Origin of the sequence: Bacillus sp. B2-WWTP-C-10-Post-4 (assembly GCF_009183805.1) — a bacterium.
Lineage (GTDB): Bacteria > Bacillota > Bacilli > Bacillales > Bacillaceae_G > Bacillus_A > Bacillus_A cereus.
This window is the reverse complement of record NZ_WEII01000078.1, coordinates 1-18,851: the sequence shown is the minus strand read 5'-3', so window position 1 is coordinate 18,851 and position 18,851 is coordinate 1. Positions and strand designations below refer to the sequence as shown.

Here is an 18,851-nt window from a genome sequence, read left to right as displayed (position 1 = left end):
CTATAACAGAAAACGAAGAAGGATTAACATTTAAAGCTTTATGTGAAAAATCGGCATTAGCGGAAAAAGTGCAGGCTGAAAAACAAAAAAAACAGTTAGAAAGAGTATTAAAAACGAATATTAACTTGTTATTTGAACTAAAACATTAGGTTGTACGGATGTCTTTACAAAAAATTTACACTTTATAATATTGTAATTTGCTAAAATAAAAGTAACTAAATTATAGTGAAAAAGTTTCAAGGGGAAGTGTGAAGAGAATGGAATTATTGAAGGGGAATGCAGTAAATTTAAATGATACAGCTTATTACAATAATCGAGAGTTAAGTTGGTTAGCATTTAATGAACGTGTCTTACAAGAAGCGCAAGATGCAAATAATCCACTTTTGGAAAGATTGAAATTTATTAGTATTTTTAGTTCGAATTTAGATGAATTTTTTATGGTACGTGTAGCGGGATTAAAGGATCAAGTGAGTGCTGGATTTAATCAGCCAGAAAATAAAGCTGGCTTAACACCAAAAAAGCAATTAAATAAAATTGCGATAAAAGCCCATGCACTAATGACAGTACAATATGATACATTTAAAAATTATGTATTACCAGCGCTTGAGTTAGAGGGAATTGAACGTTTAACATTCAATGATTTGACGAAAGAGCAGCGAGAATTTATAGAAGAGTATTTTGATGAGCAAATTTTTCCAGTGTTAACTCCTGTAGCTATTGATGCATATCGCCCATTTCCAATGTTATTAAACAAAAGTTTGAATTTGGCTACTCTTTTATATGATGAGAAGCAAGCGGAAGAAGAAAACAGGACGAAGTTAGGAATTGTGCAAGTTCCTTCATTACTTGAGCGCTTCATAATTTTACCGAGCGAAGGGCAAAAGCATAAATTTATTTTATTAGAAGACGTAATTAGTAGCTTTACTCATAAATTATTTACGGGATATACAGTATCATCTGTTACTCGTTTCCGTATTACACGCAATGCAGATTTAACGATTCATGAAGAAGGTGCGAGAGATTTATTAAAGGTAATTGAAAAAGAATTAAAAAAGCGTAAGTGGGGGGCTGCTGTTCGTTTAGAAGTTGGGAAAGAACACATTGATGAAAGAGTACTAGCGTTATTATATGAGGTTCTGGAAGTAAAAGATGAAGATGTATATATAATGGATGGTCCATTAGATTTAACATGTTTGTTTTCTTTATATAAAAAACTAGCTCCTTTATATGAACATCTTGTATATCCGGCTCTTATTCCGCAACCACCTCAAGATTTAGGTGATGAAGAAGATGTATTTGAAAAAGCAATTGAGCATGATATTTTATTACATCATCCTTTTGAATCATTTCAGCCGGTAGTTGATTTTGTCCGTGATGCGGCGGACGATCCGAATGTACTTGCGATTAAACAAACGTTATATCGTGTAAGTGGTGATTCACCGATTATTCAGGCGTTAAAGATAGCGGCTGAAAAGGGAAAACAAGTGACAGTATTAGTTGAATTAAAGGCAAGATTTGATGAAGAAAACAATGTTCATTGGGCTAAAGAATTGGAACAGGCAGGCTGTCATGTTATTTACGGTGTAAGTCACTTGAAAACACATAGTAAAATTACATTAGTTGTAAGAAGAAAAAACGGAAAAATCGAAAGGTTCGTACATCTCGGAACTGGAAACTATAATGATGCAACAGCGAAGTTATATACTGATTTTGGATATATTACATCAAGAAAAGACTTTGGGGTTGATGCAACCAATTTCTTTAATTATTTAAGTGGTTATACAACAAAGCCACATTTTCATCATTTATCGGTTGCTCCATTTGATATAAGAGAGCAATTTATAGATTTAATAGATGAAGAAATCCGTTATCATAGGCAATATGGAAATGGATATATTATCGCTAAGATGAATTCATTAACAGATAAACCATTAATTAAAAAAATGTACGAAGCATCACAAGCTGGAGTAAAGGTAGAGCTCATTGTTCGAGGGACATGTTGTTTAAGACCTGGCATTCCAAATGTAAGTGAAAATATTCGTGTAGTTAGTGTTGTTGGAAGATACTTAGAGCATAGCCGTATTTATTATTTCCATCATAATGGGGAGGAGAAAATATATTTATCTTCAGCTGATTTGATGACGCGAAATATGGAGAAGCGAGTGGAAATATCTTTCCCGATATTAGATATTGAAATGAAGGCACGAATTAAGGCGATTTTACAGCTTACATTAGCTGATAATGTGAAAACACGTGAACAAAATAAAGATGGTGATTACTATTATGTTATTAATAGTAGTACAGAAGAAATTGATAGCCAAGTGAAGTTGTTTAAGATGGCATATCAAAATACAGACGCTGAATAATGAAAAAAGTAAAAACCTCTTATGTCAATAAGAGGTTTTTACTTTTTTCTACTCATATGCTCCAAAAATGGAAGGATGAGTAGAAACAATAGTTTTATTATAAGCGTGTAATGAGATGGCTCGTTGAGAGAATAATATTTGAAAGAATCGTTATTTTAACTTAGTAATAGTATGGTTGCTGACATGGTCCACCGTAACAAGGATAAGGTGCTGGCGGCGGGAAAGGTGGTGGATAAGGTGGATAAAATGGTCGAGGGCCGAAAGCTAATGCTCCGCCGAGCAATCCACCAGCAATTCCAGCTAGAAAGGGAACGCCAAAAAACGGGAAGAAGCGTGAGTCGCCTACTGGACCAATAGGTGCTGAACGGACTGGAATTGGTTGATAATATGGATACATGAACATACCTCCTTTATTGGACTCACTTTTATCATATGGTAAACAAAACGTGGATGAGCGCGTACAAGAAAGGATATGTAAGAAAATAGGCGAATTATTACGAATGTTGGAGTGTGAAAATTGTGATTTCAGGTTTTGACATAAAACGAAATGGGACACGTGTTCTTCCCAGGCCTCGATTGACATAGAGAGTTAAATCCTGAATTGTATAGAAGCCTTCAATATAGTCTTTGGCGAGTGAAGGTGTAATAATAGCTCCTAAAAAAGGAATTTGTACTTGTCCGCCGTGACTATGACCAGAAAGTTGCAAGTTGATTGGATATCTAGAAACTTTGGGCGCGATATCTGGTTCGTGAACAAGAACAATGTTATAAGTACTTTGCCGTGCATGCTCTAATGTTTTCTCTATTTTTGGTTTGCCTAATAGTATATCATCGAGACCGAAAATAGAAATTTCACTATTATCCATTAAGCGAATTCTTTTTTCACTATTGAGCAATAGCTCAAATCCTGATTCACGCATGATGTGCTCATAGTATTCAGTTCCATATCCACCGTGATCATGGTTACCATAAATAGCGAATTTACCAAAGGGGGCTTGTATATTTTTTAAAATGGATGCAACGAAAGGAGTGTCAGTATACGTTTGATAATTATCAATGAGATCTCCGGTAAAAAGGACAATATCTGGATTTACAGCATTAATTTTAGAAACAACTTTAGATAAATGTTGAAGCGAGAAATAGTATCCGAGATGTAAATCGCTGAATTGAAGAATTTTCATACCATGAAAACTTTTTGGGATGAGTTGTGATTTTAATGTGTGCTGTGTAAAAGAAATGAAATGGGGCTCTATATATTTAGCATAGTAGTATCCGATGCTACTGGTTATAAATGAATAGAGACAAGTGCGCATACCAATTTTCAAAAAATTTCTTCTTGTAATGTGCTTCATAAAAATATGAGTATACCTCAATGTTTTCATTCCATTTATAGGCTACTCAAATCTCCTTTCAGTTTATTTAAAATATACTTTACATAATAAAAAGTAGTATAGATTACGAAAAAAAATGAATAAAAAGAAAGTTCTTTACGCTAAAATATCAGAAAAGTTTAAAAATATAAAGATTTCTATTAAATAAAGTGATAAAATGAATGTGTATTCATTTTTTGGAGGGGATGTATGTGAAAGAAAAGGTAGTTATTATAACAGGTGGATCGAGTGGAATGGGAAAAGGAATGGCGACTCGTTTTGCAAAAGAAGGGGCACGAGTTGTTATTACAGGACGTACAAAGGAAAAACTAGAGGAAACAAAGTTGGAAATTGAACAATTTCCAGGGCAAGTATTACCTGTACAAATGGATGTAAGAAATACGGATGACATTCAGAAAATGATTGAACAGATTGATGAGAAGTTTGGTAGAATTGATGTTTTAATAAATAATGCAGCTGGAAACTTTATTTGTCCAGCAGAAGATTTATCTGTGAATGGCTGGAATTCAGTCATTAATATTGTATTAAACGGTACGTTTTACTGTAGTCATGCTGTCGGAAAATATTGGATTGAAAAAGGTATAAAAGGGAATATCATTAACATGGTAGCAACATATGCATGGGATGCTGGTCCAGGAGTTATTCATTCGGCTGCAGCGAAGGCAGGAGTATTAGCGATGACGAAGACGCTCGCTGTTGAGTGGGGACGTAAATATGGAATACGAGTTAACGCTATCGCGCCAGGACCAATTGAACGTACGGGCGGTGCTGATAAATTATGGATTTCAGAAGAAATGGCTAAACGTACGATACAAAGTGTTCCGCTTGGAAGGCTGGGTACGCCAGAAGAAATCGCTGGTCTAGCTTATTATTTATGTTCAGATGAAGCTGCGTACATAAATGGAACTTGCATGACAATGGATGGAGGACAACATTTACATCAATATCCATTTTAAAAGGGATAAAAAAATGAATATTTGATTCATTTTTTTATGGATAAATGTGACGGAATTGTGACATATGAAAGAAAAGTGTTTACAAGAGGTCATATATACGTTATATTTAAGACCTCTTTTTTCTTCATAGTAGAATTGCTAATTCCCCTTAGCATTTTACCCCTCTAATCCCTTCAGGAAAACTGAAGGGATTTTTTATTATTTTTCCGTAAATATCATGTTATAATTTTTGAAAAGTAAAGGGAGGGAAGCACGTTGATAGATGCATTAGATGTAATGAGTAACTTGGATAAAGTCCTTCCTTATTATCAAGCTATTTTTAGTGCTGATGAGCATACTGTAATTGGATACGAAGTAGTAGGACGTATTCAAACAGAAGAGGGCATACAAAGTTTAGCTTCTTTCTTTCACGATGATTCGATTCCAAGTGAATTTCAACTGGAAGCGGATAATATTATAGTAGAAAAAGCTTTAAATCGTTATTTAGAAAGCGATCAAAAATTATTATTATTTATACATCGGAATGCTAATGTATTAATGAATGATGATGATGAAAGCTTGCTTCAACTTTTATTGAGGTATGAAGAACAAGGTTTAAATTTAAAACAAATTGTTTTAGAGATTACAGAGCATGAATGTAAAGAAGATATAGAGCAATTTAATCATTTGCTTATGTATTATCGTACATATGGTATTCAAATTTCGATTAATAAAGTCGGAACGGGCACAAGTAATTTAGAGCGTATTAGCGTGTTAGCACCTGATATTTTAAAAGTAGATTTAACGAACTTAAGGCAAACAGCACTTTTACAATCTTATCAAGATATTTTATATTCTTTATCATTACTTGCTAGAAGAATTGGTGCAACTTTGTTATATGAAGAAATAGATGCTTTTTATCAACTGCAATATGCTTGGAAGAACGGCGGAAGATATTATCAAGGTAATTATTTGAAAGAATGTTTACCTGATTTTATTGAAACGAATGTTTTGAAAGAGCGACTAGGTAATGAATGTCATCAGTTTATTCAGCATGAAAAGAAGAAGTTACAAAAAATTTATAATTTAACAGAGATGTTACGCGATCGCATTGGCGATGTTTTATCAAAACAAAAAAAGAATGAAGATATAAATGATTGGTTATTACAATTTAGTCAAAGTGTATCACAGTGTAGTTTTCGTATATTTATTTGTAATGAAGATGGTTTCCAACAATCAGGAAATGTTATGAAAAAAGATGGAGAATGGATTGTGATGCCGGATTATTATATGAAGAACTGGAGTTGGCGCCCGTATTTTCTCGAGAATATCATGAAAATGCGTTTTGAGAATAAGGCGAGGCTTTCAGATTTATATGCAGATATTGAAACGGGAGAAATGGTACGAACATTTTCTTTCCCGATTGATGATGACAACTTTTTATTTATAGATTTATCTTATGAATATTTATATGAAGAAGATGTTTTATTTTAATGCACGAAGAGATTCGTGCATTTTTTGTTTGTTTTTATCATAAATTGGTAATAGTGAAAATGGTGATGAAAATGCTGTCTATCGTTGTAAAGATTTTACGAACGAAATCTGTCCTTTCTTTGCATAATCATTGTTACAATGAATACTACAAAGACAAGTTCTTTTAAAAGGAAGGTGAAAAAATGAGGAAATATGGAATATGGCTTGTTCTATTTGTATGTGTTGCCTTTCTAGTTGGTTATAGTGTTACGACTGTTTTAGGAAAAGAGGAAGTGGAAGTCGATCGGAAAGAAGTATTTACAACGATACAAAAAGGCTATGAAACCCAGTTTTCAATTCGTGGGAAGCATTTGTCGATGAATAAGATGATAGAGACGTTATCACCGTATTTTACAGATAATTTCCTTCAAGTATTTACAGATGAAAATAGCAGAAGTGATAAACAAAGTGGTGAATATTTACTTCCGGCAAAAGAAGCACCGTTTTCTTTTAATTCAGAAACAAAAATGTCGTATGATGAAGAACATAAAAATTTATATGTATATGAGCGGACAAAAAGTGGACAGTATCAAATTGTAACATTGAAAAGGGATCAAGATAAATGGAAGCTAGCAGGATATCATGAAAGTCAGGAACTTTTAACTGAAATAAAAAGGTTGCAACAATTATAAAGTGAAACTTTTAATCAGTGGGAGGGATTACTCTTCCATCTAACTTCTTTGCTGTAGCTAAATTTGGGGTAGGAGTTTTACTACCTACAAATAGCGGGATAAGGATAGGAATAGGTATTTACCTATTCCTATTCTATATTGAGTAGTTGTTGTAACTTTTCAATTTGAAACCCTGCAACTACTTCGCCATCAATTACGACTGTTGGAGTTGAATAAGAATCATAGTCGTATAAAAGACGATTGCGAGCAGCAGCGTCTTTTTTTACGTCAAATTCTTCATATGCAACGTTATTATGCTTCAAAAATTCTTTCACAATAACACAGGGCGGACAATCGGGTTGTGTATAAACCTCAATTTTTTTCATTGTTATTCCTCCTTTTTTCTGTTTTTTATTATATTCTTCCAGTATAAAAACCGCAATAAAGAAGGGGAAATATGTTCTTTCTGTTTTTTCCTTCGCATTTCGACAAATTTTTAGTTGAGTTTCTGGCCAATAACCTTTATCCTAGAGTGTGGAACATTTTTTCTGTTATGACGGATAGAATGAGTATAGCTGTAAAACCTATTGGTAGGAAGATCAGAGAAAGGAGAGATTTCATGTCTCTACTCCAAGGAATTTTAACTCGACTTGTTAGTCTACAAGAACAAGCTGAAAGCGGTGAAGTAGCACAACGCTATTTTGAAGTGAACGGTGAGCGCAAATGTAGCGTGAAATTTTTCGATAAAAGTGAAATGTATGAGTTAGAAGTGTATCAACAAGGTGAAAAACCTCAAGTGTATCAATTCGATAATATCGACATGGTTGCAATTGAGATTTACGATATCATTTCTTGATACATATAAAAAAGGTACTGCCATGTGGCAGTACCTTTTTTAGTTCTATTACTTTCTAGTGGAATGTATAGAAGTTTTTTATTTTTCCTACAATGGTATTAAAATGAAATTTTAATCCGTGCAAGTTTGCTTATCCATGTGGAAAATGAGTCCCGTCAACCGGGTGAATATGTGAAGCTAAACTTCTCACAATCGCTGGGTTCTGCAAAAAGCGGGAGAAATATAACTAGGAGGTTATCGTATGGAACGTTTACCAGTTGTGATTTGTCCTAATTGTCAAAGTTCTGCTGAGATTATTCATGTATTAACGGCTCAATCTAATCAAAATGTAATTTATACGTGCCAAGTTTGTCACTTTGTAATTCGAAATATTGAAACGAATAAAGGATAGGAAGTTATAATTTTAGTTTTTGTCCCATACAATGAGAATACGAAAAGTCTGTCTAATTGAAAGGACGTGACTCTGTGGACGGTGCACATAAATTTTACAATGTTTCAGAGAGACATTTAAATTTTGATATGGTCTTTAACCGTATTTGTAGTTTCATTGAAAAGGATCCGCGAAATTTATATCGATTATCCATTGGGACAGACTCACAAGCGCATCAAAAGGATACGAGGTTTATTACAGCAATCCATATTCATCGTGTTGGAAAAGGTGCCTGGGGCTGTTTACACCATAGATCAGTAAAAGATAAGCCGGCAACCTTACGTGAGAAAATATATTTAGAAACGCAGTTTAGTCAAGAAATCGCATGTCTATTTACGCCTACTCATATACAAACAATATGGGAGTTATTGCATCCTTATGCTCAAGATGGGGCTGGATTCATAATGGAAATTCATTTAGACATTGGGAATGATGGTTTAACAAAAGAATTTATTTTAGATATGACAGAAAAAATTCGAGCGATGGGATTAACTGCAAAAATTAAGCCAGATGCTTATGCGGCGTTTAGCTATGCAAATCGATATACGAAATGATTTTTTTGTATGTATACGATTGCTACATATCTTTTAATAAAAACTGAATATTACATCTATTAAATAGGTTGAATTTTTTATATAATAAGAGTAACGATGCGAGTGTAAGGAGAGGGGTATATGCAAAGGGAAGTTGTTTTAACGAAGGAAGAAGAAAGTTTACTACTAGATATTTTATTTCAGCAAAATTACGCAAGTGAAATTTTAGCTGTGGAACTTACAGATATTGAGAATGGTTTGAAACAGACAGATGTGATGCAATATAAAAAAATCACAAGGTTATTTTACAGATTAAAAAATAAAGGGTATTAAGCGCTACCGGAATGGTAGTCTTTTTTTTGTGCTGTATGCTAAAATAGCTGTGTGATTGTATTTTTATTGAAATAAATTTAGGACAAAATAATAATATGAAAACGCTGTCATAAAATGTGAATAGAGTTGTGAACATAAGCAGGAAAAAGGGAAAATGGGGGATGTAATATGATTAGTATTCCGAAAGACGAATTTCAACAAATTCTTGTGAAGGATTTAATGATTTCATCGGAAAAAGTAGCTCATGTCCAAATTGGAAATAGTTTAGAACATGCTTTACTCGTTCTTGTGAAATCTGGATATTCGGCGATACCTGTCTTAGATCCAATGTATAAACTACATGGTTTGATTAGTACTGCCATGATATTAGATGGTATGTTAGGATTAGAACGTATTGAGTTTGAAAGACTCGATGATATGAAAGTAGAGCAGGTGATGAAAGAAGATATACCTGTTCTTAAATTAGACGATTCATTTGCAAAAGCTTTAGAAATGACAATTGATCATCCTTTTATTTGCGCTGTTAATGAAGAAGGCTATTTTGAGGGGATTTTAACACGTCGGGCTATTTTAAAATTGTTGAATAAGAAAGTAAGGCAACATAATCGATAACGTAAGAAAAGTGACTTCATAGAAACGAAGAAGTCACTTTTTTTTCGTGCATATCACTTGTGTATGTATTATATTTAAAAAGACATAAAACATAAGGAAAGTTTGCACTGGACAATTGTATTTTCTGAATGAAAGCATTCGGGTAAATTAAGGATGAAAAGCTTATTGAAATAAGGTGTATGGAAGCTAAGGAAAGAGGGAGAAAGTTGCAAATTGATGATTTTCAAATGATGGTTGTGTTAGCTCAGGAATCAAATATGAGAAAAGCGGCGGAACGTTTATTTGTTTCCCAACCTGCGCTGAGTCAACGATTACAATCTATGGAGAAACAATGGGGAATGAAGTTTTTTATTCGCTCACAAAAAGGATTGACAATTACACCTGAAGGGGAAAAAGTTGCAAATTATGCTAAAGAAATGTTGCAAAGGGAAGAAGATATAAAAAGTGAGCTAGCTGTTTTCAGAACGGAAACTCATGGAACGTTAAAAATAGCTGTTGCATCAGTTATTGGTCAATATTGGCTCCCTCCTGTTTTGAAAAAGTTTGTGCATAAATATCCTTCTGTCAAGATATCGCTGTTTACTGGATGGAGTAGTGAAGTGCAAAAGCAGTTTTATGAAGGAGACGTTCATGTTGCTATACTGAGGGGAACACAAGAATATAAAGGTCAGAAGCAACAATTATTTGAAGATGAACTGTATTTAGTTGATAAAGAAATAAAAGATATTTCGATGTTAAAAGAAACAAATAGGCCGTTCATTCAATTTAAAAGTGATTCGACTTATTATGGACAAATACAAAATTGGTGGTATGGTTTATTTTCTAATCCGCCTAAGCGAACGATTGTAGTTGACCAAATTGAAACATGTAAACAACTTGTTTTAAATGGTATAGGTTATGCCCTTTTACCTTCTACTGTTTTAAAGGAAGTACAGGAAAATATGTATAAAACACCTGTTCAACTGACGAGAGAAACATGGTTGTTAACAAGTGACTCGGCAAGGCAGTTGAAGCAAGTACAAGCATTTTTAGAAATTATAGAAGAAATTCAAAGGGAAAAATAAGATTATTATCTTGCTACTCGCTCTTTCGTTTGGTAGAGTAACATTATAAATGGATTTAGGAGGCAACAAGAATGAAAATGATGGACGCTAACGAAATTATTTCGTTTATTCAAAAAAGTGAAAAGAAAACTCCTGTAAAGGTATACATAAAAGGGGATTTAAAAGAAGTAACATTCCCTGAAACAGTACAAGCATTTGTGAATAAAAAGTCAGGTGTATTATTCGGAGAATGGTCTGAAATTAAGACAATTCTTGATGAGAATAATAAGCACATCGTTGACTACGTTGTAGAAAACGATCGTCGTAATTCTGCAATCCCGATGCTTGATTTAAAAGGTATTAAAGCTCGCATCGAGCCAGGTGCTATTATTCGTGACCATGTTGAAATTGGTGACAACGCTGTAATTATGATGAATGCAACAATTAACATTGGTGCTGTAATTGGTGAAGGTTCTATGATCGACATGAACGCAGTACTTGGTGGACGTGCAACAGTCGGTAAAAACTGTCATGTAGGTGCAGGTGCTGTACTTGCAGGTGTTATTGAGCCACCTTCTGCAAAACCAGTTATCGTTGAAGATGATGTAGTAATCGGTGCAAACGTGGTTGTTTTAGAGGGTGTTACAGTAGGGAAAGGTGCAGTCGTAGCAGCAGGAGCTGTTGTAACAGAAGATGTGCCTCCATACACAGTTGTTGCAGGTACTCCAGCACGTGTAATTAAAGAAATTGATGAGAAGACAAAAGCAAAAACAGAAATTAAACAAGAGCTTCGTCAATTAAACCCAGAGAAATAAAAAGTAAAAAAAGCGTAAGAGCGTAAATGGGCTCTTACGCTTTTTATAGATAGAGGTGCAAAAATGACAGTAAGCAAATTTATCCAAATTCGTAGAGATTTACATAGAATTCCAGAAATTGGATTTAAGGAATGGAAAACACAACAGTATATTTTAGATTATATAGGAACACTTTCTCATGAATTTGTGGAAGTGAAGACATGGAAAACGGGTGTAATCGTTAAAGTAAATGGAAAAAATCCCGAAAAAATAATAGGTTATCGTGCAGATATAGACGGTTTACCAATTACAGAGGAAACTGGATACGAGTTTGCTTCTATTCATGAAGGAATGATGCATGCATGTGGCCATGATGTACATACAACAATCGGTTTAGGCCTTCTAACGAAAGCTGTGAGCGAAAGAATAGATGATGACCTTGTATTTCTATTCCAGCCAGCAGAAGAAGGACCAGGCGGTGCTCTTCCTATGTTAGAAAGTGAAGAGTTAAAAGAATGGAAACCAAATATAATTCTTGGTCTTCATATTGCACCAGAATACGCTGTGGGGACAATTGCAACGAAAGAAGGACTGTTATTTGCCAATACTTCAGAATTATATATTGATTTAAAAGGGAAAGGTGGCCATGCTGCCTATCCGCATACTGCAAATGACATGATTGTTGCAGCGAGTCACCTTGTTACACAGCTTCAATCTGTTATTAGTCGCAATGTAAATCCTCTTGATAGTGCAGTAATTACAATCGGGAAAATTACAGGTGGTACGGTTCAAAATATTATTGCAGAAAAATCTCGTTTAGAAGGAACGATTCGAACATTATCAGTGGAATCAATGAAGCGTGTGAAAAGCAGAATTGAGTCAATTGTTGCTGGTATCGAAGCTTCTTTCCAGTGTGAGGCGATTATAGATTACGGAGCAATGTATCATCAAGTATATAACCATGAAGAGTTAACGAGAGAGTTTATGGAATTTGTACATAAACAAACTGATATGAATGTTATTACATGTACTGAGGCAATGACGGGTGAAGATTTTGGTTATATGCTTCGAGAAATCCCTGGATTTATGTTTTGGCTTGGAGTAAATTCAGAATATGGTTTACATCATGCAAAATTAAAACCAGACGAAGAAGTGATTGAAAAGGCAATCACATTTTTAAGCCAATATGTAAAGTGGAAAGGGAATAGAAAATAAAACTTCCGCTCTCTTGAAGGTTCCAAAAAACTTTTTGTTCTGAGGTGTAAGTAACGCTCGTATAGATTGATTTTAGACATTTACATACAAATGGAAGAATTAAAGTTAATTGTACTGTTTTAATAATGAGCAGGGGGTTTAGCCACTGCTCATTATTAATTATTTGACTAACTTATATATGTTTACTTTTAGTATGAAAAGTGTGTAAAATCAATGTGAAACATAGAAAAAAGGGTGGGGAATTACGTGCAAATTAGCAGTGCGATTTTATGTTTCGTCTTATATGCGTATGTTATTATTGCGGCGGTTTATTTTGGGATAAGTTTTTATGCCTATCGTCTAGTAGATAATAATGAATATGACGAAACATACAAATGGGTGAAGAGATATTTATCACCTGTACTAGAAATTATGAATGGGTTTGTGCTCTTTTTATTTATTGGATTAATTGCTTTCTCAACGAGTTTAGTAGGGAATAAAACTACGTTATTTGTATTGGGTATCATTATTTTTATGTTGTTAGGAATAAGGATTGGTAATACGGTCTTTTGGAATGAAAGAAAAGTAGATGGTTGGACGGGAATGTTAATTCCGTGCATGTTAGCTGCAATCGTGACAAATATAGAGCATGAATATTATCAATTACATTTTTGGCTTATTATCGTTTTAACAATTCTTTCTGTTTTGTATATAAGCACAGTAGTACTAACATATATTGCACATGAAAAAGGAGATGTTAAAGGCACTCGTTTCTTTAGAGGACGGGCATTATTTTGGAGTGTGCCGACGATGGCAGTTATCGCGCTTATTGCGATATTAGTAAATGGATATCAATTTTCTAATTGGCAACTATTTTTAGAAAATTGGTGGATCTTTATCTTTTCGTTTATTGCTTTTTTAGGTGCAACGCATTATTTATTCCATCAACATCATTACATATGGGCGTTGTTATTTGCATTCACACAGCTTCTATTTGCCTTTTTTGGTCAAGAAACATTATTATTCGTTTTTGAAACATTTAGTTCTTTTGGAAATATATTTGTATTTGCTATGCTACTTGTTGGTATCGCTTTTTACTTGCAACAATATTTTTATATACAAAAACAAAAATAAGAGCTAATCATAGTTTTTGTGACGCATATAAAGTGTGTTACACTGAAAATAAATAGTACTTGAAGTTATTGGAGGAATTCTTGTGGGTGAGAAAGAAAAAGAATTTGCTGTCATTGGACTTGGTCGCTTTGGTGGAAGTATTTGCCGAGAACTAGCTCAATTAGGTATGGAAGTAATGGCAATCGATTCAGATGAGGATAAAATTAATGAATTTGCAAATATAGCTTCGCATGCTGTAATTGCAGATTCAACAGATGAGATGGTATTAAAAAGCCTTGGTATTCGAAATTTTGATCACGTAGTCGTTGCTATTGGAGATAATTTAAATTCAAGTATTTTAACGACTTTGATTTTGAAAGAGTTGGGTGTAAAAAATATTACTGTAAAAGCTCAAAATGATTATCATGAAAAAGTGTTAAGTAAAATAGGTGCAGATCATATTGTGCATCCAGAACGTGATATGGGAAAAAGGATTGCTAATAATATTGCATCAAGCAATGTGCTAGACTACCTTGAGCTTTCAGATGAGCATAGTATTGTAGAGATTATTGCGAATAAAAAAATTGATGGGCACTCTTTAATTGAATTAGATATTCGTGCGAAGTTTGGATTGAATATTGTAGCAATTAAACGAGGCAAAGAAGTTATTGTATCCCCTCGAGCTACGGAGAATATTCAAGCAGGAGATATATTAATTGTCATTGGTCATGACGATGAAGTGGATCGATTTAAACACTTTTTAAGATAAGAGAAAAGAAAAGGACAATGCCTTCATGGCATTGTCCTTTTTCTTATATTTCCATAATGATTGGTAAAATCATTGGACGACGTTTCGTTTTCTCATATAGGAATGGGGCTAATGTGTCTGTAATTTCATTTTTAATTTCAGACCATTGTGTTGTTTTACGTTCCATTACTTTTTCTAAATGAGTTGTAATTAATGTTTGTGCATCATTGATTAAATCGCTGCTTTCACGCATGTAAACGAAACCGCGTGAGATGATATCAGGTCCTGCTGCAACTTTAAATTCTTTCATATCAATGCTTACAACTACAATTACAAGTCCTTCTTCAGAAAGGATACGACGATCGCGTAATACGATATTGCCAATATCTCCAATACCGTTTCCATCAATGTAGACCGAACCAGATGGGATTTTTCCAGCTACGCTAGCTTCATCCGAACGTAAAGCAAGAACATCGCCATTATCCATAATGAAGCAATTTTCTTCAGGGATGCCACAATCATTTGCTATGTTCATGTGCATACGCTGCATACGATATTCACCATGAATTGGCATGAAGTACTTCGGTTTAATTAGACGTAACATTAACTTTTGTTCTTCTTGTCCACCGTGTCCACTTGTATGGATATTTGAAAGTTTCCCGTGAATTACATCAGCGCCAGCGCGGTACAACATGTTAATTGTACGACTTACGCTAATTGTATTTCCTGGAATTGGTGAAGAAGAGAAAACAACTGTATCTCCAGGAATAATTTGAATTTGGCGGTGTGTACCATTTGCAATACGTGAAAGTGCTGCCATCGGTTCACCTTGACTACCTGTACATAAAATAACAACTTTATTAGCTGGTAAGCGGTTTAGTTGAGATGCATCTATGAATGTATCTTTCGGGCAACGAATATAACCAAGGTTTTGTCCAATTTCAATCGCTGCTTCCATACTTCGACCAAACACAGCTACTTTACGGTTGTTTTCAACAGCAGCTTCAACAACTTGTTGTAAGCGGTGGATATTTGATGCAAAGGTTGCAAATATAATCCGTCCTTCTACTTTACGGAAAATGTCTTGAATGCTATCACCAACGCGACGCTCAGACATAGTAAAGTTTGGAACTTCACTGTTCGTACTATCAGATAATAGACATAGTACGCCATCTTTACCGATTTCAGCCATTTTTGTTAAATCAGCTGGTTCACCAACTGGTGTGAAGTCAAATTTGAAGTCACCAGTATGAACAACTTGACCTTGAGGTGTTTTCACAACAACGCCGTACGAATCTGGAATACTGTGAGTTGTACGGAAGAAGGATACAGACGTTTTTTTGAATTTAATAACGTCATCTTCTTGAATCTCGTAAAGTTTTGCTTTACGAAGTAAGCCGTGTTCTTCTAATTTATTTTTGATGAGTGCAATTGCTAATTTTCCGCCGTAAATTGGAATGTTCACTTGACGTAATAGGTAAGGGATTCCGCCGATATGATCTTCGTGACCATGTGTAATGAATAACCCTTTAATTTTATCTTCGTTTCGCACAAAATAAGTGTAGTCTGGTATTACATAATCGATTCCGAGAAGTTCGTCCTCTGGAAATTTAATTCCAGCATCAATTATAATAATTTCATCTTGAAATTGAACAGCGTATGTATTTTTACCGATTTCACCAAGCCCACCGAGAGCAAATACAGCAACTTGGTCGTTTTTTAGAAATTTCATATCGCTATACGATTTCCGCTAATGTTAAATCAGCGTTTTCTTTTTCATATTCAAGATGAGCGCCAGTAACAGACTGAACAAACTCGATATTATATGCGAACTTATTTAACTTTGTACGAACATCCTTTTCAGACGTAGCCTCTAAATATAAAACTTTTGTATTTTCACGTACTGGAACCTCAGTTAATTTTTCTTGATAAAATACTTTAAAAATCATTTGGAAAACCTCTCCTTGTCTATGTTTTGCATTATCTGTTACTTATTATAAAGCAAACAGTCACGATTTTCATGTTTTTTCGAATGAGAATGAAGAAAAAGCCCGAAATGGGCACAATTTAAGCGATTGTCTTTTTACGGACTAGACCGTTTAAATAACGCTTGAGCTTTTTCTTCAGCTTCTTCAGCATGATTACTCCTTCCTTTCCTTATTTTAAACATGCCTATTACTAGTGAAAACTCTATCTCTGATATAAGAGATAGGACAAAAGTGAATGGTGAATCTTGTCCTTTCCCATACAGTGAAAGTTATTCTATAGTAACGATCAGTAGCCGTTAGTTATAGGTATAGTATGAGGAAGAATGGAAAAGAAAATTCATCCGAACAAGTATCTACATGTTTTACTAATATATATATGCAAAGTTTACAAATAAGGTCAGAAAGGGAACGCTTTCTTCACAGATGTTTAATATGTTATACTTTTTTTTAGAATTTGAAAAGTGATATTCAAAATAGGAATATAGAGTCCCAGAAAGGATTTTGACAAATGAATGATAAAATTGTCTTTTTTGATATTGATGGAACATTATTAGATCATGATAAAAAAATTCCGCAATCTACACGAGATGCAGTAAAACAGTTACAAGAAAAAGGTGTACATGTAGCAATTGCGACAGGGCGCGCGCCATTTATGTTCGAAGATATTCGCAGGGAACTTAATATACATAATTATGTTAGTTTTAATGGACAATATGTTGTCTTTGAAGATGAGGTAATATTTAATAATCCGTTACATCCAGATGCTTTACATAGGTTTACTCAGTTTGCAAAACAAGAAGGATATCCACTTGTATATCTTGACCATCAAGATATGAGAGCATCAGTGGAATATCATGATTATGTGAAAGAAGGCTTTGGAAGCTTAAACTTTGAGCATCCAGCATATGAGCCTAATTTTTATGAGGAACGTAATATTTATCAAACACTACTTTTTTGTGAAGTAAATGAAGAGGAAAAGTTTATTAATCATTATCCAGATTTTCATTTTATTCGTTGGCATGCATATTCAATGGATATCATTCCGAATGGTGGTTCTAAGGCAAAAGGAATTGAGAAATACATTGAAAAGTTAGGTTTTAATCGTGATCAAGTGTATGCATTTGGAGATGGCTTAAATGATTTAGAAATGATCGAAGCCGTTGGCACAGGTATTGTGATGGGAAATGGCCATGAAGACTTGAAAAAACTTGCAAATCATGTGACAAAGGATGTTAATGAAGACGGTATATATCATGGACTAAAGTGGGCTGGATTGCTATAAGTGAATATGGAACCCATTTCATAATAAAAAGGCGGAAGATTAACTTCCGCCTTTTTATTATTATCGCTCTAGAGGTTTGGAATCATCAGGAGCGGCAAAAGGATTTTCTTTATTGATATGGTCATAGAACATAACGCCATTTAAATGATCAATCTCGTGTTGGAATACGATTGCTGGTAAACCTTTTAAACGTAATTTTACTTCTTCTCCGTTAATAGAAGTTGCTTTTACTGTAATTCTTGTATAACGAGGAACATAACCAGGTACTTCGCGGTCTACAGACAGACAGCCTTCACCACCCTGTAAATATGTACGTTCAACAGAATGGCTAATGATTTTTGGATTGAATAATGCATGGCTATATAATGTACCATCCGCATCGGTTACATGAACTGCAATCATTTTTTTTGAAACACCGATTTGCGGAGCCGCTAATCCGATTCCAGGGCGTAAACTATATTTTTCAGCCATTTCAGGATCTTGGCTATTTATTACGAATTCAATCATTTCTTTTAAGGTAGTTGTATCTTCTTCGCTTGCCGGTAATGACACCTCTTCTGCAACGTTGCGCAAAATAGGATCTCCTTCGCGAATAACATCTTTCATTGTAAGCATATGTAATCTCTCCTTTCCTCTTTAGTCTACCAAAGGAGATGGAAAAAGTCATCGGCAAGAAAGGGAAGGCATTTTGGAAATTGTTCTATTATAGAGTAGTTATGTATGTGATAAAAAGAAAAAGACGGCAAAGCCGTCTTTTTCTTTCCATAGTTGTTTCGTTTTACATTAGCGAATGCAAGCAGCACCAACGATAATTAAAAGAATAAACAACACAACGATTAAGGCGAAGCCGCGTCCAGACCCGCCACAAGAACCGCCATAACCGTAGGAAGGATATGAACAAGTTGGATAGCAATATGAGTATCCGTACATGAGATGACCTCCTTTATCATTTCCCGCTAATACTGCGGTTACTATAATGTATGGAAGAGAGGGTAGAAATGTATAGGTATTTACCTAAAAAAGGAAGAGTAGTTTGTATATTTTTGTTACGAAGAGAGAAAAACTAAAGAGAATTAAATCGTTTACATA

General features: G+C 34.3%; 22 protein-coding genes. 15 read left to right on the top strand and 7 right to left on the bottom strand.

The window, feature by feature from the left end:
- Positions 1-257 precede the first annotated feature (257 nt).
- Positions 258-2,366, top strand: a complete 2,109-nt coding sequence (locus GBN78_RS22560; RefSeq protein ID WP_000421677.1) for a polyphosphate kinase — start codon at positions 258-260, stop codon at positions 2,364-2,366.
- Positions 2,367-2,526: 160 nt separating this feature from the next.
- On the opposite strand, the gene GBN78_RS22555 is transcribed toward GBN78_RS22560, so the two are convergent.
- Positions 2,527-2,763 carry a hypothetical protein gene (locus GBN78_RS22555; RefSeq protein ID WP_000283738.1) on the bottom strand — a complete coding sequence of 79 codons (237 nt, stop codon included), beginning with the start codon at positions 2,761-2,763 and terminating at the stop codon, positions 2,527-2,529.
- A 97-nt stretch (positions 2,764-2,860) separates the two neighbouring features.
- Positions 2,861-3,718 carry a metallophosphoesterase gene (locus GBN78_RS22550; protein WP_030027732.1) on the bottom strand — a complete coding sequence of 286 codons (858 nt, stop codon included), beginning with the start codon at positions 3,716-3,718 and terminating at the stop codon, positions 2,861-2,863.
- Positions 3,719-3,948: 230 nt separating this feature from the next.
- Here GBN78_RS22550 and fadH point away from each other — a divergent pair, with 230 nt between their 5' ends.
- From fadH to GBN78_RS22535, 3 genes are all read left to right on the top strand, one after another.
- Positions 3,949-4,713 carry a 2,4-dienoyl-CoA reductase gene (gene fadH, locus GBN78_RS22545; protein ID WP_000660913.1) on the top strand — a complete coding sequence of 255 codons (765 nt, stop codon included), beginning with the start codon at positions 3,949-3,951 and terminating at the stop codon, positions 4,711-4,713.
- A 255-nt stretch (positions 4,714-4,968) separates the two neighbouring features.
- Positions 4,969-6,186: an EAL domain-containing protein gene (locus GBN78_RS22540; RefSeq protein WP_000564306.1), complete on the top strand. Its 1,218-nt coding sequence runs from the start codon at positions 4,969-4,971 to the stop codon at positions 6,184-6,186.
- Positions 6,187-6,368: 182 nt separating this feature from the next.
- Positions 6,369-6,857 carry a DUF3993 domain-containing protein gene (locus tag GBN78_RS22535; RefSeq protein ID WP_098584697.1) on the top strand — a complete coding sequence of 163 codons (489 nt, stop codon included), beginning with the start codon at positions 6,369-6,371 and terminating at the stop codon, positions 6,855-6,857.
- A 128-nt stretch (positions 6,858-6,985) separates the two neighbouring features.
- On the opposite strand, the gene GBN78_RS22530 is transcribed toward GBN78_RS22535, so the two are convergent.
- Positions 6,986-7,222 carry a glutaredoxin family protein gene (locus GBN78_RS22530; protein WP_000717875.1) on the bottom strand — a complete coding sequence of 79 codons (237 nt, stop codon included), beginning with the start codon at positions 7,220-7,222 and terminating at the stop codon, positions 6,986-6,988.
- A 233-nt stretch (positions 7,223-7,455) separates the two neighbouring features.
- On the opposite strand from GBN78_RS22530, the gene GBN78_RS22525 reads away from it, so the two are divergent.
- From GBN78_RS22525 to GBN78_RS22485, 10 genes are all read left to right on the top strand, one after another.
- Positions 7,456-7,692, top strand: a complete 237-nt coding sequence (locus GBN78_RS22525; RefSeq protein WP_000055151.1) for a YkuJ family protein — start codon at positions 7,456-7,458, stop codon at positions 7,690-7,692.
- Between the two features lie 241 nt (positions 7,693-7,933).
- Positions 7,934-8,083 (top strand): hypothetical protein, encoded by a 150-nt coding sequence (locus GBN78_RS30350; RefSeq protein ID WP_000440540.1) that lies wholly within the window; start codon positions 7,934-7,936, stop codon positions 8,081-8,083.
- Between the two features lie 74 nt (positions 8,084-8,157).
- A complete protein-coding gene (locus tag GBN78_RS22520; protein ID WP_000348489.1) occupies positions 8,158-8,676 on the top strand; it encodes a ribonuclease H-like YkuK family protein in 519 nt (172 codons plus the stop codon).
- Between the two features lie 120 nt (positions 8,677-8,796).
- Complete coding sequence (gene abbA, locus GBN78_RS22515; RefSeq protein ID WP_001188692.1) at positions 8,797-8,988, top strand: antirepressor AbbA; 192 nt, start codon at positions 8,797-8,799, stop codon at positions 8,986-8,988.
- A 168-nt stretch (positions 8,989-9,156) separates the two neighbouring features.
- Positions 9,157-9,600, top strand: a complete 444-nt coding sequence (gene cbpB / locus GBN78_RS22510; protein WP_000623579.1) for a cyclic-di-AMP-binding protein CbpB — start codon at positions 9,157-9,159, stop codon at positions 9,598-9,600.
- 179 nt (positions 9,601-9,779) lie between these two features.
- A complete protein-coding gene (locus tag GBN78_RS22505) occupies positions 9,780-10,664 on the top strand; it encodes a LysR family transcriptional regulator (protein ID WP_001987174.1) in 885 nt (294 codons plus the stop codon).
- A gap of 71 nt (positions 10,665-10,735) precedes the next feature.
- Positions 10,736-11,458 carry a 2,3,4,5-tetrahydropyridine-2,6-dicarboxylate N-acetyltransferase gene (gene dapD, locus GBN78_RS22500; protein ID WP_000783241.1) on the top strand — a complete coding sequence of 241 codons (723 nt, stop codon included), beginning with the start codon at positions 10,736-10,738 and terminating at the stop codon, positions 11,456-11,458.
- 63 nt (positions 11,459-11,521) lie between these two features.
- The gene (locus GBN78_RS22495) at positions 11,522-12,652 is read left to right on the top strand and encodes an N-acetyldiaminopimelate deacetylase (RefSeq protein ID WP_000218663.1); all 1,131 of its coding nucleotides are present in this window, start codon (positions 11,522-11,524) and stop codon (positions 12,650-12,652) included.
- A gap of 246 nt (positions 12,653-12,898) precedes the next feature.
- Positions 12,899-13,765 carry a cytochrome c oxidase assembly protein gene (locus GBN78_RS22490; protein ID WP_001167321.1) on the top strand — a complete coding sequence of 289 codons (867 nt, stop codon included), beginning with the start codon at positions 12,899-12,901 and terminating at the stop codon, positions 13,763-13,765.
- Between the two features lie 82 nt (positions 13,766-13,847).
- A complete protein-coding gene (locus tag GBN78_RS22485; RefSeq protein ID WP_000504032.1) occupies positions 13,848-14,513 on the top strand; it encodes a potassium channel family protein in 666 nt (221 codons plus the stop codon).
- A 43-nt stretch (positions 14,514-14,556) separates the two neighbouring features.
- Here the strand turns inward: GBN78_RS22485 and rnjA are convergent, their stop codons facing one another.
- Positions 14,557-16,224, bottom strand: coding sequence for a ribonuclease J1 (rnjA, locus tag GBN78_RS22480; RefSeq protein WP_000670377.1), 1,668 nt, complete (start codon positions 16,222-16,224; stop codon positions 14,557-14,559).
- 4 nt (positions 16,225-16,228) lie between these two features.
- Positions 16,229-16,441, bottom strand: a complete 213-nt coding sequence (locus GBN78_RS22475; protein WP_000576435.1) for a DNA-dependent RNA polymerase subunit epsilon — start codon at positions 16,439-16,441, stop codon at positions 16,229-16,231.
- Positions 16,442-16,988: 547 nt separating this feature from the next.
- Between GBN78_RS22475 and GBN78_RS22465 the strand changes: the two genes are divergently transcribed.
- A complete protein-coding gene (locus GBN78_RS22465) occupies positions 16,989-17,762 on the top strand; it encodes a Cof-type HAD-IIB family hydrolase (protein WP_000998279.1) in 774 nt (257 codons plus the stop codon).
- A gap of 60 nt (positions 17,763-17,822) precedes the next feature.
- Here the strand turns inward: GBN78_RS22465 and def are convergent, their stop codons facing one another.
- Both def and GBN78_RS22455 read right to left on the bottom strand, forming a co-directional pair.
- Complete coding sequence (def, locus tag GBN78_RS22460; RefSeq protein ID WP_000957048.1) at positions 17,823-18,377, bottom strand: peptide deformylase; 555 nt, start codon at positions 18,375-18,377, stop codon at positions 17,823-17,825.
- A gap of 168 nt (positions 18,378-18,545) precedes the next feature.
- Entirely contained in the window at positions 18,546-18,692 is a 147-nt protein-coding gene (locus tag GBN78_RS22455; RefSeq protein WP_000274562.1) for a YjcZ family sporulation protein, read from the bottom strand.
- Between the last annotated feature and the right edge of the window lie 159 nt (positions 18,693-18,851).

Bases quoted from the DNA above. Each gene is read 5' to 3' on its own strand.
- GBN78_RS22560 (WP_000421677.1), top strand. From the start codon at position 258: ATGGAATTATTGAAGGGGAATGCAGTAAATTTAAATGATACAGCTTAT.
- GBN78_RS22555 (WP_000283738.1), bottom strand. From the start codon at position 2,763: ATGTATCCATATTATCAACCAATTCCAGTCCGTTCAGCACCTATTGGT.
- GBN78_RS22550 (WP_030027732.1), bottom strand. From the start codon at position 3,718: ATGAAGCACATTACAAGAAGAAATTTTTTGAAAATTGGTATGCGCACT.
- GBN78_RS22535 (WP_098584697.1), top strand. From the start codon at position 6,369: ATGAGGAAATATGGAATATGGCTTGTTCTATTTGTATGTGTTGCCTTT.
- GBN78_RS22530 (WP_000717875.1), bottom strand. From the start codon at position 7,222: ATGAAAAAAATTGAGGTTTATACACAACCCGATTGTCCGCCCTGTGTT.
- GBN78_RS22525 (WP_000055151.1), top strand. From the start codon at position 7,456: ATGTCTCTACTCCAAGGAATTTTAACTCGACTTGTTAGTCTACAAGAA.
- GBN78_RS30350 (WP_000440540.1), top strand. From the start codon at position 7,934: ATGGAACGTTTACCAGTTGTGATTTGTCCTAATTGTCAAAGTTCTGCT.
- abbA (WP_001188692.1), top strand. From the start codon at position 8,797: ATGCAAAGGGAAGTTGTTTTAACGAAGGAAGAAGAAAGTTTACTACTA.
- cbpB (WP_000623579.1), top strand. From the start codon at position 9,157: ATGATTAGTATTCCGAAAGACGAATTTCAACAAATTCTTGTGAAGGAT.
- GBN78_RS22505 (WP_001987174.1), top strand. From the start codon at position 9,780: ATGGAAGCTAAGGAAAGAGGGAGAAAGTTGCAAATTGATGATTTTCAA.
- dapD (WP_000783241.1), top strand. From the start codon at position 10,736: ATGAAAATGATGGACGCTAACGAAATTATTTCGTTTATTCAAAAAAGT.
- GBN78_RS22495 (WP_000218663.1), top strand. From the start codon at position 11,522: ATGACAGTAAGCAAATTTATCCAAATTCGTAGAGATTTACATAGAATT.
- rnjA (WP_000670377.1), bottom strand. From the start codon at position 16,224: ATGAAATTTCTAAAAAACGACCAAGTTGCTGTATTTGCTCTCGGTGGG.
- GBN78_RS22475 (WP_000576435.1), bottom strand. From the start codon at position 16,441: ATGATTTTTAAAGTATTTTATCAAGAAAAATTAACTGAGGTTCCAGTA.
- GBN78_RS22465 (WP_000998279.1), top strand. From the start codon at position 16,989: ATGAATGATAAAATTGTCTTTTTTGATATTGATGGAACATTATTAGAT.
- def (WP_000957048.1), bottom strand. From the start codon at position 18,377: ATGCTTACAATGAAAGATGTTATTCGCGAAGGAGATCCTATTTTGCGC.
- GBN78_RS22455 (WP_000274562.1), bottom strand. From the start codon at position 18,692: ATGTACGGATACTCATATTGCTATCCAACTTGTTCATATCCTTCCTAC.